Here is a 16,486-nt window from a genome sequence, read left to right on the forward strand (position 1 = left end):
GTAATGGGGATAACGTTCTCGTTGAATTCCTCGATGGCGATCTCCAAAGGATCGATCCGTGAAGTAGTGACTAGTAACGGAGCACCCATTGATATCTGCAGAGCCCTTGCTCCAATAATCCTCGCCCGTTCATACCGGGTGTAAACTTGCGTCTGCATTCCTCATCCTCAAAATTGTTCCATTGTTTGCAATTGGAAATGGGGTCGCTGAGATTTGAACTCAGGTCACTGCGTCCCGAACGCAATAGGATAGACCAGGCTACCCTACGACCCCTCGGTCATATCACTGGTACGGGTTGAGTTCATCAATGATCTCTTTGTGTGTCAGGAGCATGCGCCGGCAGCAGTATCGGGTGATACCGAGATCGTCGAGGATCTTTTTAGGATCCTCGCCTTTCTCCCGCCGCGCCTTAAATTCTTCCCACGCTGTGGAAATGGTTTTTCCACAGGTGAAACATCGTACGGGTATCAAGATTTTCGACCTCTCATATATCTTTTGTTTAACGATAAGACTTTTGGAACTTCTTGCGTGCGCCACGGCCGTGAGGCTTCTTGGCTTCTTTCTGACGGGAGTCGTTGACAAGCAGCGTCCGGTCATACGCCAGGTAGACATCCTTGATCGCGGGATCGTTCGTCCACTCCAGGATACCCCGGGCAAGTGCAGTGCGCACTGCCTCGGCCTGTCCCATGACACCGCCGCCGGAGACGTCGATAGTCACGTCAATTTCGTTTGCTGCGCTGGGGACAAGGAGGAGCGGCTCGGCGATCTTCATCCGGGTGGTCTCGGTGCCGTACTTCTCCAGCGGCACAGAGTTGACCCGGATCATACCTTTGCCAGCCTTTATGGTCGCCCGTGCGATTGCTGTCTTGCGTTTTCCGCTTGTGTTTATGATCTTTGCCATGGTGACCACCTTAGAACTTGGCTCCGAGGGCCGTGCAGACCGCTCCGAGTGTAATAAACTGCGGGTTGTGGAGCCGGTCCATGTGGACTTCTTCGGGAACTTCCATCGTTACGCCGGCAAATTCCGCCGGGACACCGACGTAGCACTTGATGCGCTTCATTGCCTCGGCGCCACGGGGGCGCTTGTAGGGGAGCATACCACGGATGGTCCGCTTCATGAGATGATCCGGACGGCGCGGGACGAACGGTCCCCAGCGGTCACCGGAGGCGCCGCGTTCGCGCTTGTGGTAGTAGTTGCCAAGAACGCGTGCGCGACTCCCGGAGATGATAATCTGCTCGACATTCACGATCGCGATCTCTTCACCGGCAAGGGCACGCTGGGCGGTAATGCTTGCAAGCCTTCCAAGGATGAGCCCGTCTCCGTTAATTACGGTAACCATGTCTTGTTCACCTCAGGATCCGGACACCGCTCCCCTTGGGGTTGTCCTTTAACAGTTGCTCGATCGTCATGCACTGCCCGTTTGCGTCCCTAATCTTGCTCGTTGCTGATTCGGAAAAATTCAGCGCTGCAATCTTCACGGACTGATCCAGCATACCGCTGCCCAGCACCTTTCCCGGAACGAGAATTGTCTCGCCGTTGTGAGCGTAGCGGTTGATCTTGGACAGGTTGACCTCAGCGTAGTTCCTGTTCGGGGTCTCCAGCCTGCCTGCAATTTCGCGCCAGATCTTGGCCTCATTTTCCCGTGACGTGTTCTTCAAGAGTAAGATGAGGTTGGTAAGACGGGGGTTCGTCTTCTCCACTAGTCTTGTCATTTCTTTTCCTCCCCTGAAATTTCGCTTGTCTGTTTCTCCAGCTCGTTTGCCTGCTCCTTTATGTAGGAAAGCGCCTGGACCATGATCTCTTTTGTCGGCAGCGACCCGTCTCCCTCGACCACGAAAATATACTGGTCGGGTGCGGCGGTAATCTTGATCGCCGGCTCGTCCCCAATACCGCTCGCAATGCAGGCCTTTTCACAGAGCTTGCACATGGAGCAGTCGGGGAGCTTGCCCTCGACGACCTCGACTTTCTTGCCTTTGACTGCAAGGATACTGCGAGGGCATTCGTCCACGCAGTTCCCGCATGCGTCGCAGGTCGCACTGATCGTGATGATGGGGTGGTTTTTGTACCCGCACACGAGTGTCGGCTGCCATTTCGCGTGTACTTTGCCCTTGTTGAGGACAGCACGCGCTTCGATGACCAGTTTCTGTCCCTTCGTGAGTTTCACGATGGGAATGTTCTCGGACACGGGCGTTGCTTTGGGGTCCTGCGGGATGAGGTCACTTGAGGTGACCAGCCGGGGGCCCTCAACGCTGAGCGTGTAGGTAGACGTGCAGGACGGGCATCCGGCCCCTCCGCACGAACATGATTCCTGAGTCGAATAACTGGAAAGATCGGTCCTGATAGGGATAAGCCCGAGGCGGTGCGTCAGCATCTCATCGAAGAGTGCACTCGTGTTGTCGTAGATGCGCACATCCTCGATGGCAAGAGTCGGCACCTCGCCGATCATTGCCCTGCGGAATGCATTTGCAAAGCCGGGCTTCGCTCCTGAGAGCGTGAATCGTGCAAGGGTGTCGTCCAGACTCGCGAATTCGATCTCCATCACACTCTCCTTCCCCGCCGGCCACCCTTTGGACGGCATGAGTCGTGCGGGACAGGCGTAACATCTTCGATCCGTCCGATACGCATGCCGGCACGGGCGAGCGCACGGATGGCTGCCTGTGCACCGGGTCCGGGGCTGCGCTGTTTGCCCTGGCCGGGTGCACGTACCTTCACATGGACACCGACAATACCCTTTTCGCGGGCGATGGCGGCGACGTTCGAGGCCATCTGCATGGCCGCGTACGGGGAACTCTCGTTCCTGTCCTGCTTGACGACCATGCCGCCGCTGCTCTTGGTGACGGTCTCTGCACCGGAGAGATCGGTCACGGTGATGATCGTGTTGTTAAAGGAGGCAAAGATGTGTGCAATGCCCCACTTTTCCTTATCATTTGCCGCCATCTTAGTTCACCCCTGCGCCAGTGGCACCTGCGGGCTTTGTGATCCGGGTGCGCTCTGCGTGAGTGGCATCCACGAACGGCGACGTGCCGTAGTAGGAGATCCCGGACTCTTCACCGCGGGTTACAAGGTATCCCGGGATGGTGACACGCCGGCCGGCAATGGCAATGTGACCGTGCGTGACGAGCTGGCGTGCCTGCTTCGGCGACCGGGCGAGACCCTTCCTGTAGACAAGGGACTGGAGCCGGCGTTCGAGATGGGCCGGGACCTTGAGCGAGAGCACATTCTCGATGCCCGCATCGGGGCCAAGAAGTCCTGCACGCTGCATGTGGCTGATAAGCTCGGTCTTTTTTGCGTCAAAAACTGCCTGATCAGCGCTGTTGGACATGAGGGCGAGCAGCTCCCGGGCGGCCGAGCGGTACTTCCTTAAGTGGCTCTGCGCCTTCCAGACCTCACGCTTGTTGCGCAGGCCGTATTCGATGACGAGCCGGGTCTCTTCCTCGATCCGGGTCTTCTCCCACGGGCGCTTGGGCGTCTGGTAGGACTTGTGGTTCTTACCTGGGTATCCCATGGCTTACTGCCCCCCTTCCTTGGTCTTCTTGACACCGACGGTCATGCCGGTCCTGCCGGTTGACTTGGTGCGCTGCCCGCGGACTTTCTGGCCGGTTTCGTGCCGTATGCCCTTGTAGCAGCGGATCTTCCGCATCATATTGACGTCTTCATCGCGGGCGAGCGCGACGTCGCCGCCAATAAGGTGCTTGGTCTCGCCGGTGTAGAGATCCTTTGGCCGGTTTGCCATCCATGTTGGGATGCTCCCGGAGTATTTCTCAACAGCGGCGCGGAGCCGGTTGACCGACTCCTCGTCCATGAGGCCGAGCTTTGCGTACTCGTCCACTTCGGCCATGCGGGATATAACCATGGCGGTATGCCTGCCGACACCCGTGATGCCGGTCAGTGCTACCCGCACCGACTTCGTGCCGTCCAGATCGGTAGTACCAATCCGTACAAAGTATTTTATTTCTTCTTCCTGTGCCATCCAATCCCCTCGATTTTGAGATTGTCTCTTTGAAGCGCTGAGGGAGGGATTTGAACCCTCGAGTCCCAAGGGGACACAGGTTTAGCAAACCTGCGCCATACCAGGCTTGGCTACCTCAACAGAGGAATCTCGCATCTTCTCAGACACTCGCAACGGATAGTCCGCTGCTCCATGAATGGTGCTTCATAATATGGTAGGGTTGGGGTAATAAGTGTTTGGGGGGGTGTACCCAGCATTACAATAGCGGAACGTTACCAAGTGAATAACAAAGAATTTTTCAGATATTCACCATCAATCACGAATTACTAATATGTGTTGTTCGGAATAACTGATTAATGGATTTGATAGGTTTTCTTCTTACAGTAGGTGTGCCTGTAGCAGCAATAACTGGAGCAGGCCTGTCAATATTCAACACATATCAAAATATGAAAACTCGCAGACCCAATGTAAAAGTTTCTACTGATTATAAAGTAAAAATATGAATCTTGGCCCAATCAAGATCAGATAACTGACGGGTACGAGACAATTGTTGTGACCAATTGCGGTTTGAAAACAGTTACATTATCTCATGGAGTTATTCAAGATTACAAAGGGATCTGGCAAACAATACTAGAGAAATTGCATTTAAAATCGCAATCTAAAATTCGCCAAGTAGAAATATTTAATTCAGATGAAGGGATCGAACTATCCAGTTGGAAAAATTACGAACTCCGTGTCGATGATGTATACTTTTACGAAGTTACTCCAATATTTGGTCAAAGGATGCAACAAAAAAAAGTAATTGTTGTCTTTACCGATCAAGTTGGAAATCAATTTAAAAGCAAACCATTTTTGTATTAGGTTGAAAAAAAGCGCAAACCCTCTGTCTTAGCGGAGGGGACAATGCCTGCCCCCGCTCCGTCCCTGCGCCGTGCGAGGTTGTGCGTATTACCTTCATTGGCATCATCGCATCAGGGGGATGCCCACACGGCGGGGGCGGCAGACCGAGAAGAGCGTTCTCATATACAGTGCAAATGTCGGCTCCGTTTCCTTAGATATACAGTGTAGGGGGCGTGAGCGGGAAGCTCTGTTCAATCTATATGTACACTGATTGGTTCACACCCGGATTTCTACACCCCCTCACATGGGTCGACCAGCGGATCAATTGTATCTGTTTTGCCGACAGGGTTCCCCTGAGGTTCCGGTGTGATCTGGGGGTCAGGAAGTGATATTTCGTTTTTCTAAAAAATCCTCCTTCAAGGATTCATCACCGTTATTTTTCCCGATTATGCATGACCTGTGGCCGGGCAAAAACAGTTTTGGATCATGTCACCCCCCTTATATGAATCCAATCCAAAATGCAGGATCGCATTATTTTCAGAGATAAAAATGTCAGGTTTCCGGGAAAAATTTCCAAGTATTGGTGTAGGGGGTCACATGAGTACATTTTGTTTATCACCCCCTCAGATACCTTCCCGGCCCACGCACAATCCTTATTACCGCATCCCCACTGTCTTAGATGATCATCCATGGAACATCCCGCACTGCTGATCATCGATATGCAGAACGATTTTGTCCGTGAAGGGGCCCGGCTCAGCGTGGCCCAGGCACGGGCAGTCATCCCGAAAATTCAGGACGTGCTCGGGTACTTCCGGGCACAGCACCTGCCGGTCTTCCACATCCTGCGGGTCCACCGCAGGGATGGGTCAGATGTCGAAATCACCCGCAGGGATCTCTTTACAAAACACCCGTTTGCCGTCGAGGGTACATCAGGAGCACAGGAGATCGAAGAACTTGCGCCGCTCCCGGGGGAGTACGTGATCCAGAAGATACGGATGAGCGCGTTTATCGGTACCGAACTCGATCTCATGCTCCGGACCCTGGGCATCACCGAACTTGTCATCACCGGGGTCCAGACGCCCAACTGCATCCGCACCACGGTCTTTGACGCCATCGCGTACAACTACCCGGTGATCCTCGTAGACGATGCAACCGGCGCACAATCGGAGGAGATCCACCGGGCAAACATCCTCGACATGAAAAACATCGGTGTCCGGGTCATGAATACCCGGGAATTCATCGCACTGCAGCACTAGCGCACACCGGCATACCGTACAGCAGGACATCACACAAGGACTCTTGAAGCATGCTGCCCGGATCGGAACTTGCACTTGCAGGGCTTGCCGCCATTGCCGCAGGGATGGTTAATGCCCTTGCCGGCGGGGGAACACTCATTTCATTTCCCACACTGGTGGCACTCGGAGTACCCGAGGTTGTGGCAAACATCACCAATACCGTGGCGCTCTGCCCCGGCTACCTCGGCGGTGCGCTTGCCCAGAAAAAAGATCTTACGGGACAGAAAAAACGCCTTATGATGCTTCTCCCGGCCGGGATCATCGGCGGCCTTGTCGGGGGCATTCTTCTTCTATATGTCAGCGAACAGGTCTTCCACATTCTTGTCCCATTCCTGATCCTCATTGCCGCGATCCTGCTCGCCGTCCAGGACCGGATCCGGGACTGGATCCGCCGGCAGACCGGCCACGATGGGACGGACCGCAAAGGCTGCCGAAACGCGGCCCTCCCGGCCGGCTTTGCCGCCATCTACGGAGGGTACTTCGGCCCGGGGCTCTCAGTGATTTACCTCGCCGTGCTCGGCCTCTTCCTTGAAGATACCCTTACCCGGCTCAACGCGCTCAAGCAGTGTCTTTCCCTTGCCACCAATGTCGCTGCCGCGGTCTTCTTCCTCTTCTCTGGTCTTATTATCTGGCCGCTTGCCGTGGTGATGGCGGCCGGGGCGCTCTTTGGCGGGGCAATTGGCGGACATATCGCCGGTAGGATCGACCCGGCCCGACTGAAATGGCTTATTGTCACCATCGGGATGGCAGTGGGGATGTACTACTTGATCCAGCTGTTCATATGAGAGGATTCAGTCCGTTTCTTTAAAAAAGAGAAAGCCTGGAGAAAACCCGCAGCCGGGTTTTAGGATTACCGCCGACTCCGTTGGGAGTATAACTCCAGATAAGGCATCCTGATGGCGGGTCTTCCCGTTGACGGATCGGATTTTTTAGTATGGATTTCCGGTTGAGCTCCCGATACTCTCTTTCTTGTACTTGGGCGACCTATAGATCTAGATGGATTCTTTTTTTATCCGCTCAGAAATACCTGCAGATATCCCCGCCATATTTGACGTTAATCTCCAGGCATTCGGCCAGGATGGCGAAGCCCGGCTTGTCCGCGCCCTCCGGAATGACGGGGACTATATCCCTGATCTCTCGCTCGTTGCCGTGTATAATGACAAGATTATCGGGCATATTTTCTTTGCCCCGATAACGATTGATTCTGAAGATGGCCATGTACCGGCGGTTGCCCTTGCACCGCTTTCCGTATGCCTGGAACACCAGTGCCAAGGTGTTGGATCGATCCTTGTCGAGGAAGGGCTCAAGGCCTGCCGGCAGCTGGGGCACCGGATTGTGATCGTGGTCGGGCACCCCACCTATTACCCCCGGTTCGGGTTTACCACGGCACCGACACTCGGGATCAACGCGCCGTTTCCCTGCAAAAATGAAGTGTTCATGGTATGTCCCCTTGTCCCCGGGGCGCTTGACGGCATCCATGGCACGGTCCGGTATCCCCCGGCGTTCGAAGCGGAAGGGGCCCACGCCGGCTGAACCTCCGGTCTGGCCTGATTCTTGTGCCTGAAGTGTCGGATTGTCTGTCCGGAATACCCCAAACGGCCCGGGGATACGTTCCTCCTCACGGATATCTAATGAACGATGTTTTAATGAAACCTGTGGCAGGAAACTCCGTAAACACGTGCATTTTCGTGTCTGGCTTCAAACCGACCGCAATTTTACGCCGGATCAGGTAGTGAACAACCCATAATATTTTAATAACTAAATACCGGATATCTTATATGTGGAAGATACGGCCGGTTACTACAAGTATACTGATGAATTCCCCAGTGTAACCGAAATCGAAAAATGGGTTGCGGGTCATCCGGATGCCGATCAGCTAGCCCAGATTATATCCAGATCCTACGATTACATCCGTCAGCTGCCGCTCACAGGTATCCACGAGCACTATTTTGACAGCGATATGTCGTTGCCGGACGAGTGATATCTGATCCCCTCCTTTTGGTGGAACGATTCCTGAACGCAGGAGATATACGATTATCCTGCACACGGGTATTCTGTGGATGTGATCCAGATGGCAGGCAAGTCTCGGGTAAAAGTTGTTGCGTTCCAGGACGCCCTCGCAGGATTCCGGGACCCCTCGGGACAACAGGCTCTGATAGAAGAGACGTCCGGCCCTCTCCATATCCGACGGTATACCGGGGAGTTCTGGACCTCCCGCCAGCGTCAGGCCTCATCTCTGCACGAGATATCCTACCGGGCCTGCTTCAAGCCGCAGCTGCCCCGGTTTTTTATCGAGAGGCTGACGCAGGCCGGTGATATTGTCTATGATCCATTCAGTGGACGGGGAACCACTGCGATCGAGGCCGGACTTCTCGGTCGTATGGTGATCGCAAACGATGCAAATCCACTCTCCCGGATCCTTGCCGAACCGCGTTTCTTCCCGCCCAGTGCAGAGGAGGTGGCTACACGGCTGGAGGCGATCCCCCGGGACGGCGATCGGGCAGATTGTGATCTCTCCATGTTCTATCATCCCGACACCGAACGTGAGATAGTCTCCCTGCGTCGGTACCTTACTGGACGAAGGGAAGACGGCACCTCAGATGCAGTTGATCGCTGGATCGGGATGGTGGCGACCAACCGGCTGACCGGGCATTCCAGCGGGTTTTTCTCGGTATACACGCTTCCTCCTAACCAGGCAGTATCCCGGAAAAGCCAGGAACGGATCAACCGCAAACGCTGCCAGGTGCCGGAATACCGGGACACTCACAAACTCGTCCTGCGCAAGACAAAGAGCCTGATTGCCGGCCTCTCCTCTGCCGAACGGACCAACCTGAACCGTGCCGGTTCCCGTGCCCGTTTTTTCACCGGGGACGCACGGACGATACCGGGGATAGCATCTAATACGGTTCAACTCACGGTCACGTCGCCGCCATTTCTGGATATTGTCCAGTACCGGGATGACAACTGGCTCCGGTGCTGGTTCTGCGGCATTGACGGGGATGCTATCGGCCATACCATCACGATGGCGCGGACGGTAACGGAATGGGAGGTAGTGATGGGTGCAGTATTCCGGGAACTGTTCCGGATCACCGCCCCCGGTGGTTACGTGGCATTTGAGGTGGGTGAGGTACGGAAAAAGACCGTCAGGCTCGAAGAACATGTTGTCCCTCTCGGCCTTGCTGCCGGATTTTCCTGTGAAGGTATCATCATCAACCAGCAGGTCTTCTCGAAAACCTCCAACATATGGGGGGTCGGGAACAACGAATCCGGCACGAACACGAACCGGATCGTGGTCTTTTACAAGGCTGATCGTGTGTAACCCCGTTCTTAATTGCAATATTCCCGACCGTCTGCCTTTTGACAGCCTGTTTCCTGCGCGACCGGCGTGCTGATTGTGAGCAGAAAAAGCCAGTGTTAAGTATCCCCAGTGCCAAACTGTATCCATGGTCACCCGTATCCGGCGGTATGCGCAGATCATCGATATTCTGTGGAAGTACGGTTTTGGTATTGTTCTGGAGAAGGCATTCCCGGGCAGGATGCGGTTCCGTCTTCCGGGTACGGAACAGACATCGGATCAGTCCACGGTTTACGAGCGTGTGCGGCTTGCTCTCGAAGAACTCGGGCCCACGTTTGTGAAGTTCGGGCAGATCATGAGCACGAGGACAGAGATCTTTCCCCCTGAACTGATCGAGCAGCTCAAGAAACTCCAGGATCATGCAAAACCGTTGCCGTTTTCTGAGGTTGTTGCGGTTATCCAGCAGACCTGCCCGAAACTGGAAGACTGGTTCTGTGAGATTGACGAGTCCCCGGTCGCATCCGCATCAATCGGCCAGGTCCACCGCGCCGTGCTCAAAGACGGGACCGTGGTCGCCCTCAAGATCCAGCGCCCCGGTATTCCTGACCAGATAGAAAACGACCTTGCCATTCTCACATCCATGGCTGAGAGGATCGAGGCGGTCTTCCCCGAGAGCCGGATGTACAATCCGTCCGGTCTCGTGCAGGACTTCGCCACCCAGATCCGAAAAGAACTGGACTTCACCCGCGATGGCCGGAACGCGGAACGGATGGCACGCAACTTCAGGGACGTGCCCGGCATCCATTTCCCGAAGATTTACTGGGAATACTCCTCCTCCCGGCTGCTCGTCATGGAGTATGTCAAGGGCGTCCGGGTCGACAACGTTGAGGCGATCACTGCACAGGGATGCAACCCGCATGATATCGCAGTCCGGGGATTCAATGCCTACCTGAAGATGATCTTCGAGGACGGGTTTTTCCACGGCGACCCCCACCCGGGTAACCTTCTTGTCTCGGAGATGGGAGATCTGGTCTTTCTCGACTTTGGCATTGTAGGGGTATTGCGCCCGGAGAAAAAACAGCTCTTCGTCAACCTGCTCTTTGCCATGACGACAGACGATGTCGACATGATCCTCAAGGCACTTGAGGGTTTTGGCATCTTTGTTGCCGAGGAAAACCGCGAGGGACTCAGGGACGATCTCTACATCATGCTGCACGATTTCGGCGGCGGGGACGAGATCGCCCAGTTCAATTTCGGTCTTATGATCAACGAGCTCACGGAGGTGATGCGGCGGTACAACCTCAAGGTGCCCATGAGCCTGATGCTCCTGTTAAAGACCCTTGTGATGGTCTTTGATGTTGCCGTGCGGCTCGATCCTAAGTTCAGTTTTGGCGGGGAGATCACCCCCTACCTGCGCAGGCTTGCTGACTCCAACGTGCTTTCGGCTGGATATGCGAAGCGGGCGTCAAATTCGCTGCTTGAGGCAGTCGATGCGGCGTTTGACCTGCCGCGTAATGTCAATCTCATGTTGAAGCGTCTCTCGACCGGGACGGTACGGCTTGAAGTAGTCGATACCGACTTAAAGAAACTCCAGATGGCGCTGGACCGGGCAAGCGACAAGATCATGATCGGGCTTGTCGTCGCCGCGCTTGTGGTTGGATCCTCCCTTGTGTTGCAGGCCTCTCCTGTCAGTATGCCAAAAGAGATCATATGGATTGCCGTGCTCGGGTACACCGCTGCGGTGCTCTGTGGTTTCTATGCGATCTATCATGTCATCTTCCTGAAACTGCGGCTTGAGCGGTAAGGCAGGCGCCCTTCTTTTTTACAGGATATTCCGCGTGCGGATGCACGTCCATTTCTGCGTTTTTTCGGCAAATGTCATACGGGCGTATGCCGGGCTTGTCGATGGCAGTATCGTAGCGGGAATGCTGAGGCCCATTCGGGCATAATAACGGCCGGCGGTGTTCCCGTTAAGCGCAACACGCCGGATCGTTGGGTGTGCAGCAAGAAATCCCCTGATATCGTTCTGGACCGGATCCCGGATCGCGGTATCCGCGCTCCCGCACCGGGTGCAGGTAGCAAGAACGTCCCAGAGAGCGATACGGTGCTCCGTGAGCAGGGATGTGCGGACAGAATATGGCAGAGTGCGGTCGATTCCAAACAGTGTCTCAACAATTTTCCAGAACTGGTTCTGGGGGTTCCCATAATATTCGCCCTTAAGAAGTGACTGGCGGCTGGGATAACTGCCGAGGATGAGGATCTCTGGATCCTTCCCGGTGACCGGTGCGAGACCGGGTTTTTCTGTGGGAGGACTTGCCGTCGTGGTCATACAGGACGTTCAGGCAAAAATGGTTTTCCCATTATGGATTTTTATAGTACAACAGGCAGTGGCAGTGCCCGTCTTTTGCGATTTCGTCCTTGTGGTAGATGCACGGGCATTCGATTGCACGGTCGCGCTCCTCGTCACCGCTCCGCAGGCGGCAGGGGCAATAGGGTCTCCCGAACTTCTCCTTGTTCCGGACAAGCCCCCGGATCACGATACGCAGGTGGTCTTCGTCGGGGTTGAGCACCCATCCATTCTTGCGGGCGATCCCGTTCGCCCATTTGAGCATGTCCGCTTCAGCCTGGGAGTCCTGTGCCATGATAGTCCGCCAAATTCTGGTGATACGAGTATTTTTCTTTGATACTTTATGCTTTGTGTCCTTTGATGCAAAAAACAGGTGTGGCTGGCCGTTACCGGGCCTTCGGTTTAGCCTTCTTTGGATCTACCACCGTTTTTTTTGCAGCAGCGCCGGGTTTTTTTGTGATCCGGGCTGCCACCCGGTTGTAGGTTACCATCACATCGCCCTTATTGAACCGGTACACGTCTTTATCAAGGGACTCGCCGGTCTTTTTGTCCCAGAGCCGCATCGAATCCATGCTGATCTCGTCGCCGAGATAGATCGTTTTTCCCTGCCGCCCGAATTCCATCTTGAAGTCCACGAGCGTGATGCCCTGTTTTGCGAGCAGGCCCGAGAGGAGCGCGTTGACTTTACGTGCGATCGTTTTGATTCTCTTAAGTTCCGCCGGTGTTGCAATCTTGAGTGCAACGGTGAGATCGTCATTTAGCATCGGATCGTGACGGGAGTCATCCTTGTAGTCGATCACGATCACCGGTGGCTTCAAGGGAGTGCCCTCTTTAAAGGGGTAGTTCCTGACGATCGAGCCGGCCGCGAGGTTCCGTACGATCACTTCGAGCGGGATCATGGAAAGTTCGCAGACGACCATCCTTTTCTCGTCAAGCATCTCAAGGAAATGCGTTTTTACGCCGTTCTTTTCAAGATAGGAAAAGACAAATGCGGAAACGCCAGCATTGTAACTGCCCTTGTTCTTGAGTGTATCTTTCTTGCCGCCGTCAAACGCGGTGATGTCATCGCGGAATTCAACGATCAGTTTTCCTTTCACATCGGTACGGTAGACCGATTTGGCCTTGCCGGTATACAGGAGTTTTTTCTGCTTCACGGTTGGCTGCTCCCTGTGGTAATACGTTGATCGAGCCGGTTTATTAGGGGTTGCAGGCCGGGGTCGTACCAGCCCATGCTGATGAACCGCGGGTATATGCAGAGACGCTCACGCAGCGTCGCATTCCCCGCGATGGTTTTGAGTTTCGCGATCGCCGGCCACGGGTGCTCGGGGTTCACGTAGTCAATGGTGACCGGGGAAACACCCCCCAGATCATCGACACCGCACCCGATAAGCCGGGATGCGTCGATAAGATTTGGGGCTATCTGAATCGCGATCTCCGCAGGCAGGATCCGGCGCGCCATCCGGATCGTGTCGCAGATCTCCTCGGTCCCGGGTACCCGGAACGCGGCCATGGGGGTGTTGTCCTTTGGGCAGAAATTCTGAAGAATGATCTCCTGGATGTGCCCGTACTTCAGGTGGATATCCCGGATCGCCACAAGCGACTCCTCCCGGTCGGCCACCGTCTCGCCGATGCCAAGGAGCAAACCCGTAGTAAAGGGGATTTTTAATTTTCCGGCGTCCTCCATCATCGCGAGGCGCACCTCCGGCGCCTTCCCCGTCGATCCGTTGTGCGCCGGTATCCGTGCGGTGGTTTCGAGCATCAGCCCCATGCTTGCGTTTACTCTGCGGAACCGTTTCATCTCATCATAGGTGAGGATGCCGGCATTCGTGTGCGGGAGGATCCCGTACTCTATACTCATCCGGGCCATCGCTTCGCAGTAATCAAGGATGGTATCGTATCCGGTTTTTTTCAGGTACGCAGAAAATTCGGGTTCTTCCTCCGGGTGTTCGCCGAAGGTAAAAAGTGCTTCGGTACACCCGGCCTCTTTACCGCGCAAGAGGATCCTCTCCACCGCGTCCGGCAGCATGACGCATCCGTCCTTCACCGGTGTTCGAAATGAGCAGTACCCGCACCGGTTCCGGCAGACGCTGGTGAGCGGCAGGAAGACATTTTTCGAGAACGTGATCACCCGGGGCCCCATAAAGTACCGTTCCCTTTTGTACATGTTAAATTCTGGCGGCAGGTTGTGCAGGCTGCAAGCGCTGGTACTTCATTGAATGGCCTTTATAGGATCCGGATGAGATAGAATGGTAGTGGGAAATGAAATCCTCCTGTGATCCGGTATGATACCTGTCATTATTATCGATGCAAAGACCGACCGTTGTACTGCTCTTGGCCGATACCTTGCCGGTACTGATGCCTACCGGGTGATAACATCCGGATCAGCAGAGGTAACCTTTAGCCGGAACCTGATCGAATCGCCGGCGGTTGCCATTGCAGTGCATGAAGATGGCGAGAACGGCCTTTTGTTTTTAAAAAAACTACGGGAACGGGAGATCGATCTTCCGGTGATTATCCTTGCCGCCGCGTACGATCCGGACGTTTACCGCGCTGCGGTGGCAGACCGCGCGGAATACTTGGTCATGGCGGGGTCCGCAGATGCATGGTACCCTGTTCTTGTGCAGCTGATCGAGAAAGTATCGGCAGTACAACGCGCAAAAAAAGAGGTGGCGTTCCTCAACCGGAAACTCAACCTTGTGGGGAGCGTCACCCGCCACGATGTGATCAACCAGCTTACTGCTGTCAGCGGCTATACCGAACTGCTGGAGATGGTGATCGAAGACCCTCAACAGAAATCGTATATTGAAAAAGAGCGTTTTGCCCTCGAAAAAATCCGTCGGCAGTTCCAGTTTGCGAAAGATTACCAGAACCTCGGGACCGAGCCCCCCCGCTGGCAGCCTCTGGCTTCCGTGATCCGCTGTGCCGGTGACGCAGTTGCCCTCAAAGGGGTAACGATCGCGGAGACCTGCGGGAACGCTGCCGTATATGCTGATCCGATGCTCGATAAGGCCGTGGCCCAGTTACTGGACAACGCAGTCCGCCACGGCAAGAGCGTCTCTTGTATTACCCTGTCAGTTCATGAGGAGGAGAATGGCGCAGTGCTCGTTGTCCAGGACAATGGCACCGGCATTCCCGCTGCAGATAAGGAGCGGATCTTTGAGCGGGGATTTGGCAAGTATACCGGCTGGGGGCTTTTTCTGGTCCGCGAAATTCTCGGGATCACCGGTATAACGATTGCCGAGACCGGTGAGCCGGGGAAGGGTACACGGTTCGAGATCCATATCCCCTCTGAATCATTCAAAAAAGAGGGTATCGGTAAAGCAACCGCTGCCTGACACTCCCGGCACGTTAACCCGGATCCGATCAGGGAGCCGAAATCGTGAATGGTCTTAGATGTCCCGTATGCCCACGCAGATGTCAACTTCAGGGTTCTTTTTATCGGTAAACCTGCTGTCGTACACCTCGAAGTCGCAGGAGTACTTGCGGGGCAGGTCCGATCCCCAGATCCCTCCCCAGACGCCGACAACGGCATCCGGCATCGGACCACGGGCATGGAAAACCGCGTACTTCTGTGCGGGAATGTGCCTGACAGAGAGTCCTTTTTTTTGAGTTGCAGCGTTTGTCACACCGCAACCGAGGAGGTAACTGTACTCCCCGGTCCAGTCCGATGTGTAATCTGAGTATACTGCATACATTACCGGCGGTATGATCCGATGATGGATACGTGCTGCCGCGTTTGTTGCGAGAAACTCCTGCCAGCAGGCCGGGATGTCCTGCAGGCACCTGCCGTCAGCATTACAGGTACGGCGTTCGATCCCGACGGCGATCCGTGCGGGGAGCATAACCGTGGTATATTCGGGACAGTCCATCGTATATTTATTGCCCGTCCACGATGTTAAATCCTGTATTCTCATACCCGCTGCGGGCGAAATCAGTACCTTTTTTAAAATTGTCCTGCGTATGAGCGTATCACATGTGTCCCCATGCACTGATTCCCTTTAAGCCCGCAAATCCCAAGAGCAGACTTGCCGGGATACTTTCACCTGAGGAACGGGAGGCGTTTGCCCGGGCGATGCTCGAGGACGTGATCGCTGCTGCAAAGGATGCAAACTGCAGCCCGGTGATCATAGCGACCGAACTCTTCGATTCCGAGGACATCCAGATCACCATCCCTGATAAGGACTTAAGCGGCACCTTAAACGAGGTGCTCCAGCAGTCGGTGGGGTCGATCCTGATCCTGATGGCCGATCTCCCGCTTGCCACCGGTGCCGCCATAAAACGGGTGATCACAACAAAAAGTGACATGGCGGTTGTGCCGGGTCGGGGAGGGGGGACAAACGCGATCTTCCTTGCAGAACCGGCAAAATTCCATGTCGACTATTACGGTATGAGTTTCTTGAAGCACCTGAAGATCGCACAGGAAGCCGGCCTCTCCTGCGAAGTGATCGATTCGTTTGTGCTCCATACGGATATGGACGAGAACGACGATCTCGTGGAACTCCTCACCCACGGGACGGGCAAAAGCAGGGAGTATCTCGAAGCGCTCGGGTTTGTACTCTCCGCAGAGAACGGGCGGGTCGGCGTGGTGCGGAAGGCTGCTCCCTCTCAATAAAAACAGACTTTTTTTTAATGATGCCTTCCATGTCATGTTCGTCATCCTGCATTGCTGCGCCCGATGATACTATATGCTAAAAAGCATAGTGGTTCCTATAAATGGAGTGCCAGAAAAAATAATACGGGATATCCTCAGATCCGGTGA

Annotated in this window: 22 protein-coding genes, 2 tRNA genes and 1 pseudogene; 9 read left to right on the plus strand and 16 right to left on the minus strand. The window is 54.8% G+C overall.

All coding sequences use genetic code 11. The annotated features are described in order from the left end of the window. From WCE46_RS00905 to WCE46_RS00955, 11 genes and pseudogenes are all read right to left on the minus strand, one after another. Nucleotides 1–158 (minus strand): DNA-directed RNA polymerase subunit K (locus tag WCE46_RS00905; RefSeq protein WP_424731855.1); only part of this gene is annotated, 158 nt, incomplete at its 3' end. A 40-nt stretch (nucleotides 159–198) separates the two neighbouring features. Next, nucleotides 199–273: transfer RNA gene (locus WCE46_RS00910), tRNA-Pro, on the minus strand. Between the two features lie 9 nt (nucleotides 274–282). Next, a complete protein-coding gene (locus tag WCE46_RS00915) occupies nucleotides 283–471 on the minus strand; it encodes a DNA-directed RNA polymerase subunit N (protein ID WP_422150479.1) in 189 nt (62 codons plus the stop codon). 28 nt (nucleotides 472–499) lie between these two features. Next, the gene (locus WCE46_RS00920) at nucleotides 500–901 is read right to left on the minus strand and encodes a 30S ribosomal protein S9 (RefSeq protein ID WP_424731818.1); all 402 of its coding nucleotides are present in this window, start codon (nucleotides 899–901) and stop codon (nucleotides 500–502) included. Nucleotides 902–911: 10 nt separating this feature from the next. Continuing rightward, nucleotides 912–1,340, minus strand: a complete 429-nt coding sequence (locus WCE46_RS00925; RefSeq protein WP_424731819.1) for a 50S ribosomal protein L13 — start codon at nucleotides 1,338–1,340, stop codon at nucleotides 912–914. A 7-nt stretch (nucleotides 1,341–1,347) separates the two neighbouring features. Next, nucleotides 1,348–1,716: pseudogene (locus WCE46_RS00930) on the minus strand (50S ribosomal protein L18e); the annotation flags it as partial. Continuing rightward, nucleotides 1,710–2,540 (minus strand): DNA-directed RNA polymerase subunit D, encoded by an 831-nt coding sequence (locus WCE46_RS00935; RefSeq protein ID WP_424731820.1) that lies wholly within the window; start codon nucleotides 2,538–2,540, stop codon nucleotides 1,710–1,712. The gene WCE46_RS00935 and the pseudogene WCE46_RS00930, both read right to left, overlap by 7 nt. Beyond that, nucleotides 2,540–2,938 carry a 30S ribosomal protein S11 gene (locus tag WCE46_RS00940; RefSeq protein ID WP_422149871.1) on the minus strand — a complete coding sequence of 133 codons (399 nt, stop codon included), beginning with the start codon at nucleotides 2,936–2,938 and terminating at the stop codon, nucleotides 2,540–2,542. Before WCE46_RS00940 ends, WCE46_RS00935 begins: the two co-directional genes overlap by 1 nt. 1 nt (nucleotide 2,939) lies before the next feature. Beyond that, on the minus strand, nucleotides 2,940–3,506 hold the full coding sequence (locus WCE46_RS00945; protein ID WP_424731821.1) for a 30S ribosomal protein S4: 567 nt from the start codon (nucleotides 3,504–3,506) through the stop codon (nucleotides 2,940–2,942). Nucleotides 3,507–3,509: 3 nt separating this feature from the next. Next, nucleotides 3,510–3,971, minus strand: coding sequence for a 30S ribosomal protein S13 (locus tag WCE46_RS00950; RefSeq protein ID WP_424731822.1), 462 nt, complete (start codon nucleotides 3,969–3,971; stop codon nucleotides 3,510–3,512). 35 nt (nucleotides 3,972–4,006) lie between these two features. Then, nucleotides 4,007–4,091: transfer RNA gene (locus WCE46_RS00955), tRNA-Ser, on the minus strand. A 411-nt stretch (nucleotides 4,092–4,502) separates the two neighbouring features. Here WCE46_RS00955 and WCE46_RS00960 point away from each other — a divergent pair. From WCE46_RS00960 to WCE46_RS00990, 7 genes are all read left to right on the plus strand, one after another. After that, a complete protein-coding gene (locus WCE46_RS00960; protein WP_424731823.1) occupies nucleotides 4,503–4,811 on the plus strand; it encodes a hypothetical protein in 309 nt (102 codons plus the stop codon). A 668-nt stretch (nucleotides 4,812–5,479) separates the two neighbouring features. Then, nucleotides 5,480–6,046, plus strand: a complete 567-nt coding sequence (locus tag WCE46_RS00965; RefSeq protein WP_424731824.1) for a cysteine hydrolase family protein — start codon at nucleotides 5,480–5,482, stop codon at nucleotides 6,044–6,046. Nucleotides 6,047–6,096: 50 nt separating this feature from the next. After that, on the plus strand, nucleotides 6,097–6,870 hold the full coding sequence (locus tag WCE46_RS00970) for a sulfite exporter TauE/SafE family protein (protein WP_424731825.1): 774 nt from the start codon (nucleotides 6,097–6,099) through the stop codon (nucleotides 6,868–6,870). A 211-nt stretch (nucleotides 6,871–7,081) separates the two neighbouring features. Continuing rightward, entirely contained in the window at nucleotides 7,082–7,618 is a 537-nt protein-coding gene (locus tag WCE46_RS00975) for a GNAT family N-acetyltransferase (protein WP_424731826.1), read from the plus strand. 247 nt (nucleotides 7,619–7,865) lie between these two features. Next, the gene (locus tag WCE46_RS00980) at nucleotides 7,866–8,066 is read left to right on the plus strand and encodes a hypothetical protein (RefSeq protein WP_424731827.1); all 201 of its coding nucleotides are present in this window, start codon (nucleotides 7,866–7,868) and stop codon (nucleotides 8,064–8,066) included. 90 nt (nucleotides 8,067–8,156) lie between these two features. Beyond that, complete coding sequence (locus WCE46_RS00985; protein WP_424731828.1) at nucleotides 8,157–9,404, plus strand: DNA methyltransferase; 1,248 nt, start codon at nucleotides 8,157–8,159, stop codon at nucleotides 9,402–9,404. 124 nt (nucleotides 9,405–9,528) lie between these two features. Further along, the gene (locus WCE46_RS00990; RefSeq protein ID WP_424731829.1) at nucleotides 9,529–11,184 is read left to right on the plus strand and encodes an ABC1 kinase family protein; all 1,656 of its coding nucleotides are present in this window, start codon (nucleotides 9,529–9,531) and stop codon (nucleotides 11,182–11,184) included. An 18-nt stretch (nucleotides 11,185–11,202) separates the two neighbouring features. On the opposite strand, the gene WCE46_RS00995 is transcribed toward WCE46_RS00990, so the two are convergent. The 4 genes from WCE46_RS00995 to cofG form a co-directional block, all read right to left on the minus strand. Then, nucleotides 11,203–11,709, minus strand: a complete 507-nt coding sequence (locus WCE46_RS00995; RefSeq protein WP_424731830.1) for a DNA-deoxyinosine glycosylase — start codon at nucleotides 11,707–11,709, stop codon at nucleotides 11,203–11,205. A gap of 31 nt (nucleotides 11,710–11,740) precedes the next feature. Further along, nucleotides 11,741–12,022: a ferredoxin-thioredoxin reductase catalytic domain-containing protein gene (locus WCE46_RS01000; protein WP_424731831.1), complete on the minus strand. Its 282-nt coding sequence runs from the start codon at nucleotides 12,020–12,022 to the stop codon at nucleotides 11,741–11,743. A 91-nt stretch (nucleotides 12,023–12,113) separates the two neighbouring features. Continuing rightward, complete coding sequence (purC, locus tag WCE46_RS01005; RefSeq protein ID WP_424731832.1) at nucleotides 12,114–12,881, minus strand: phosphoribosylaminoimidazolesuccinocarboxamide synthase; 768 nt, start codon at nucleotides 12,879–12,881, stop codon at nucleotides 12,114–12,116. Beyond that, entirely contained in the window at nucleotides 12,878–13,867 is a 990-nt protein-coding gene (gene cofG / locus WCE46_RS01010) for a 7,8-didemethyl-8-hydroxy-5-deazariboflavin synthase CofG (protein WP_424731856.1), read from the minus strand. The genes purC and cofG overlap by 4 nt, the downstream gene beginning before the upstream one ends. A gap of 142 nt (nucleotides 13,868–14,009) precedes the next feature. On the opposite strand from cofG, the gene WCE46_RS01015 reads away from it, so the two are divergent. Further along, the gene (locus WCE46_RS01015) at nucleotides 14,010–15,062 is read left to right on the plus strand and encodes a sensor histidine kinase (RefSeq protein WP_424731833.1); all 1,053 of its coding nucleotides are present in this window, start codon (nucleotides 14,010–14,012) and stop codon (nucleotides 15,060–15,062) included. Nucleotides 15,063–15,116: 54 nt separating this feature from the next. On the opposite strand, the gene WCE46_RS01020 is transcribed toward WCE46_RS01015, so the two are convergent. Next, nucleotides 15,117–15,596, minus strand: a complete 480-nt coding sequence (locus WCE46_RS01020; protein WP_424731834.1) for a GyrI-like domain-containing protein — start codon at nucleotides 15,594–15,596, stop codon at nucleotides 15,117–15,119. Between the two features lie 104 nt (nucleotides 15,597–15,700). Here WCE46_RS01020 and cofC point away from each other — a divergent pair, with 104 nt between their 5' ends. Further along, nucleotides 15,701–16,339 carry a 2-phospho-L-lactate guanylyltransferase gene (cofC, locus tag WCE46_RS01025; RefSeq protein ID WP_424731835.1) on the plus strand — a complete coding sequence of 213 codons (639 nt, stop codon included), beginning with the start codon at nucleotides 15,701–15,703 and terminating at the stop codon, nucleotides 16,337–16,339. Nucleotides 16,340–16,486: the final 147 nt, after the last annotated feature.

It is taken from the genome of Methanoregula sp., from assembly GCF_049690535.1.
GTDB lineage: Archaea > Halobacteriota > Methanomicrobia > Methanomicrobiales > Methanospirillaceae > Methanoregula.

What these genes read in the sequence shown, in the direction of transcription:
- WCE46_RS00920 (WP_424731818.1), bottom strand. Translation starts at nt 901, where the DNA reads ATGGCAAAGATCATAAACACAAGCGGAAAACGCAAGACAGCAATCGCA.
- WCE46_RS00925 (WP_424731819.1), bottom strand. Translation starts at nt 1,340, where the DNA reads ATGGTTACCGTAATTAACGGAGACGGGCTCATCCTTGGAAGGCTTGCA.
- WCE46_RS00935 (WP_424731820.1), bottom strand. Translation starts at nt 2,540, where the DNA reads ATGGAGATCGAATTCGCGAGTCTGGACGACACCCTTGCACGATTCACG.
- WCE46_RS00940 (WP_422149871.1), bottom strand. Translation starts at nt 2,938, where the DNA reads ATGGCGGCAAATGATAAGGAAAAGTGGGGCATTGCACACATCTTTGCC.
- WCE46_RS00945 (WP_424731821.1), bottom strand. Translation starts at nt 3,506, where the DNA reads ATGGGATACCCAGGTAAGAACCACAAGTCCTACCAGACGCCCAAGCGC.
- WCE46_RS00950 (WP_424731822.1), bottom strand. Translation starts at nt 3,971, where the DNA reads ATGGCACAGGAAGAAGAAATAAAATACTTTGTACGGATTGGTACTACC.
- WCE46_RS00965 (WP_424731824.1), top strand. Translation starts at nt 5,480, where the DNA reads ATGGAACATCCCGCACTGCTGATCATCGATATGCAGAACGATTTTGTC.
- WCE46_RS00970 (WP_424731825.1), top strand. Translation starts at nt 6,097, where the DNA reads ATGCTGCCCGGATCGGAACTTGCACTTGCAGGGCTTGCCGCCATTGCC.
- WCE46_RS00975 (WP_424731826.1), top strand. Translation starts at nt 7,082, where the DNA reads ATGGATTCTTTTTTTATCCGCTCAGAAATACCTGCAGATATCCCCGCC.
- WCE46_RS00985 (WP_424731828.1), top strand. Translation starts at nt 8,157, where the DNA reads ATGGCAGGCAAGTCTCGGGTAAAAGTTGTTGCGTTCCAGGACGCCCTC.
- WCE46_RS00990 (WP_424731829.1), top strand. Translation starts at nt 9,529, where the DNA reads ATGGTCACCCGTATCCGGCGGTATGCGCAGATCATCGATATTCTGTGG.
- WCE46_RS00995 (WP_424731830.1), bottom strand. Translation starts at nt 11,709, where the DNA reads ATGACCACGACGGCAAGTCCTCCCACAGAAAAACCCGGTCTCGCACCG.
- WCE46_RS01000 (WP_424731831.1), bottom strand. Translation starts at nt 12,022, where the DNA reads ATGGCACAGGACTCCCAGGCTGAAGCGGACATGCTCAAATGGGCGAAC.
- cofG (WP_424731856.1), bottom strand. Translation starts at nt 13,867, where the DNA reads ATGGGGCCCCGGGTGATCACGTTCTCGAAAAATGTCTTCCTGCCGCTC.
- WCE46_RS01015 (WP_424731833.1), top strand. Translation starts at nt 14,010, where the DNA reads ATGATACCTGTCATTATTATCGATGCAAAGACCGACCGTTGTACTGCT.
- WCE46_RS01020 (WP_424731834.1), bottom strand. Translation starts at nt 15,596, where the DNA reads ATGGACTGTCCCGAATATACCACGGTTATGCTCCCCGCACGGATCGCC.
- cofC (WP_424731835.1), top strand. Translation starts at nt 15,701, where the DNA reads ATGTGTCCCCATGCACTGATTCCCTTTAAGCCCGCAAATCCCAAGAGC.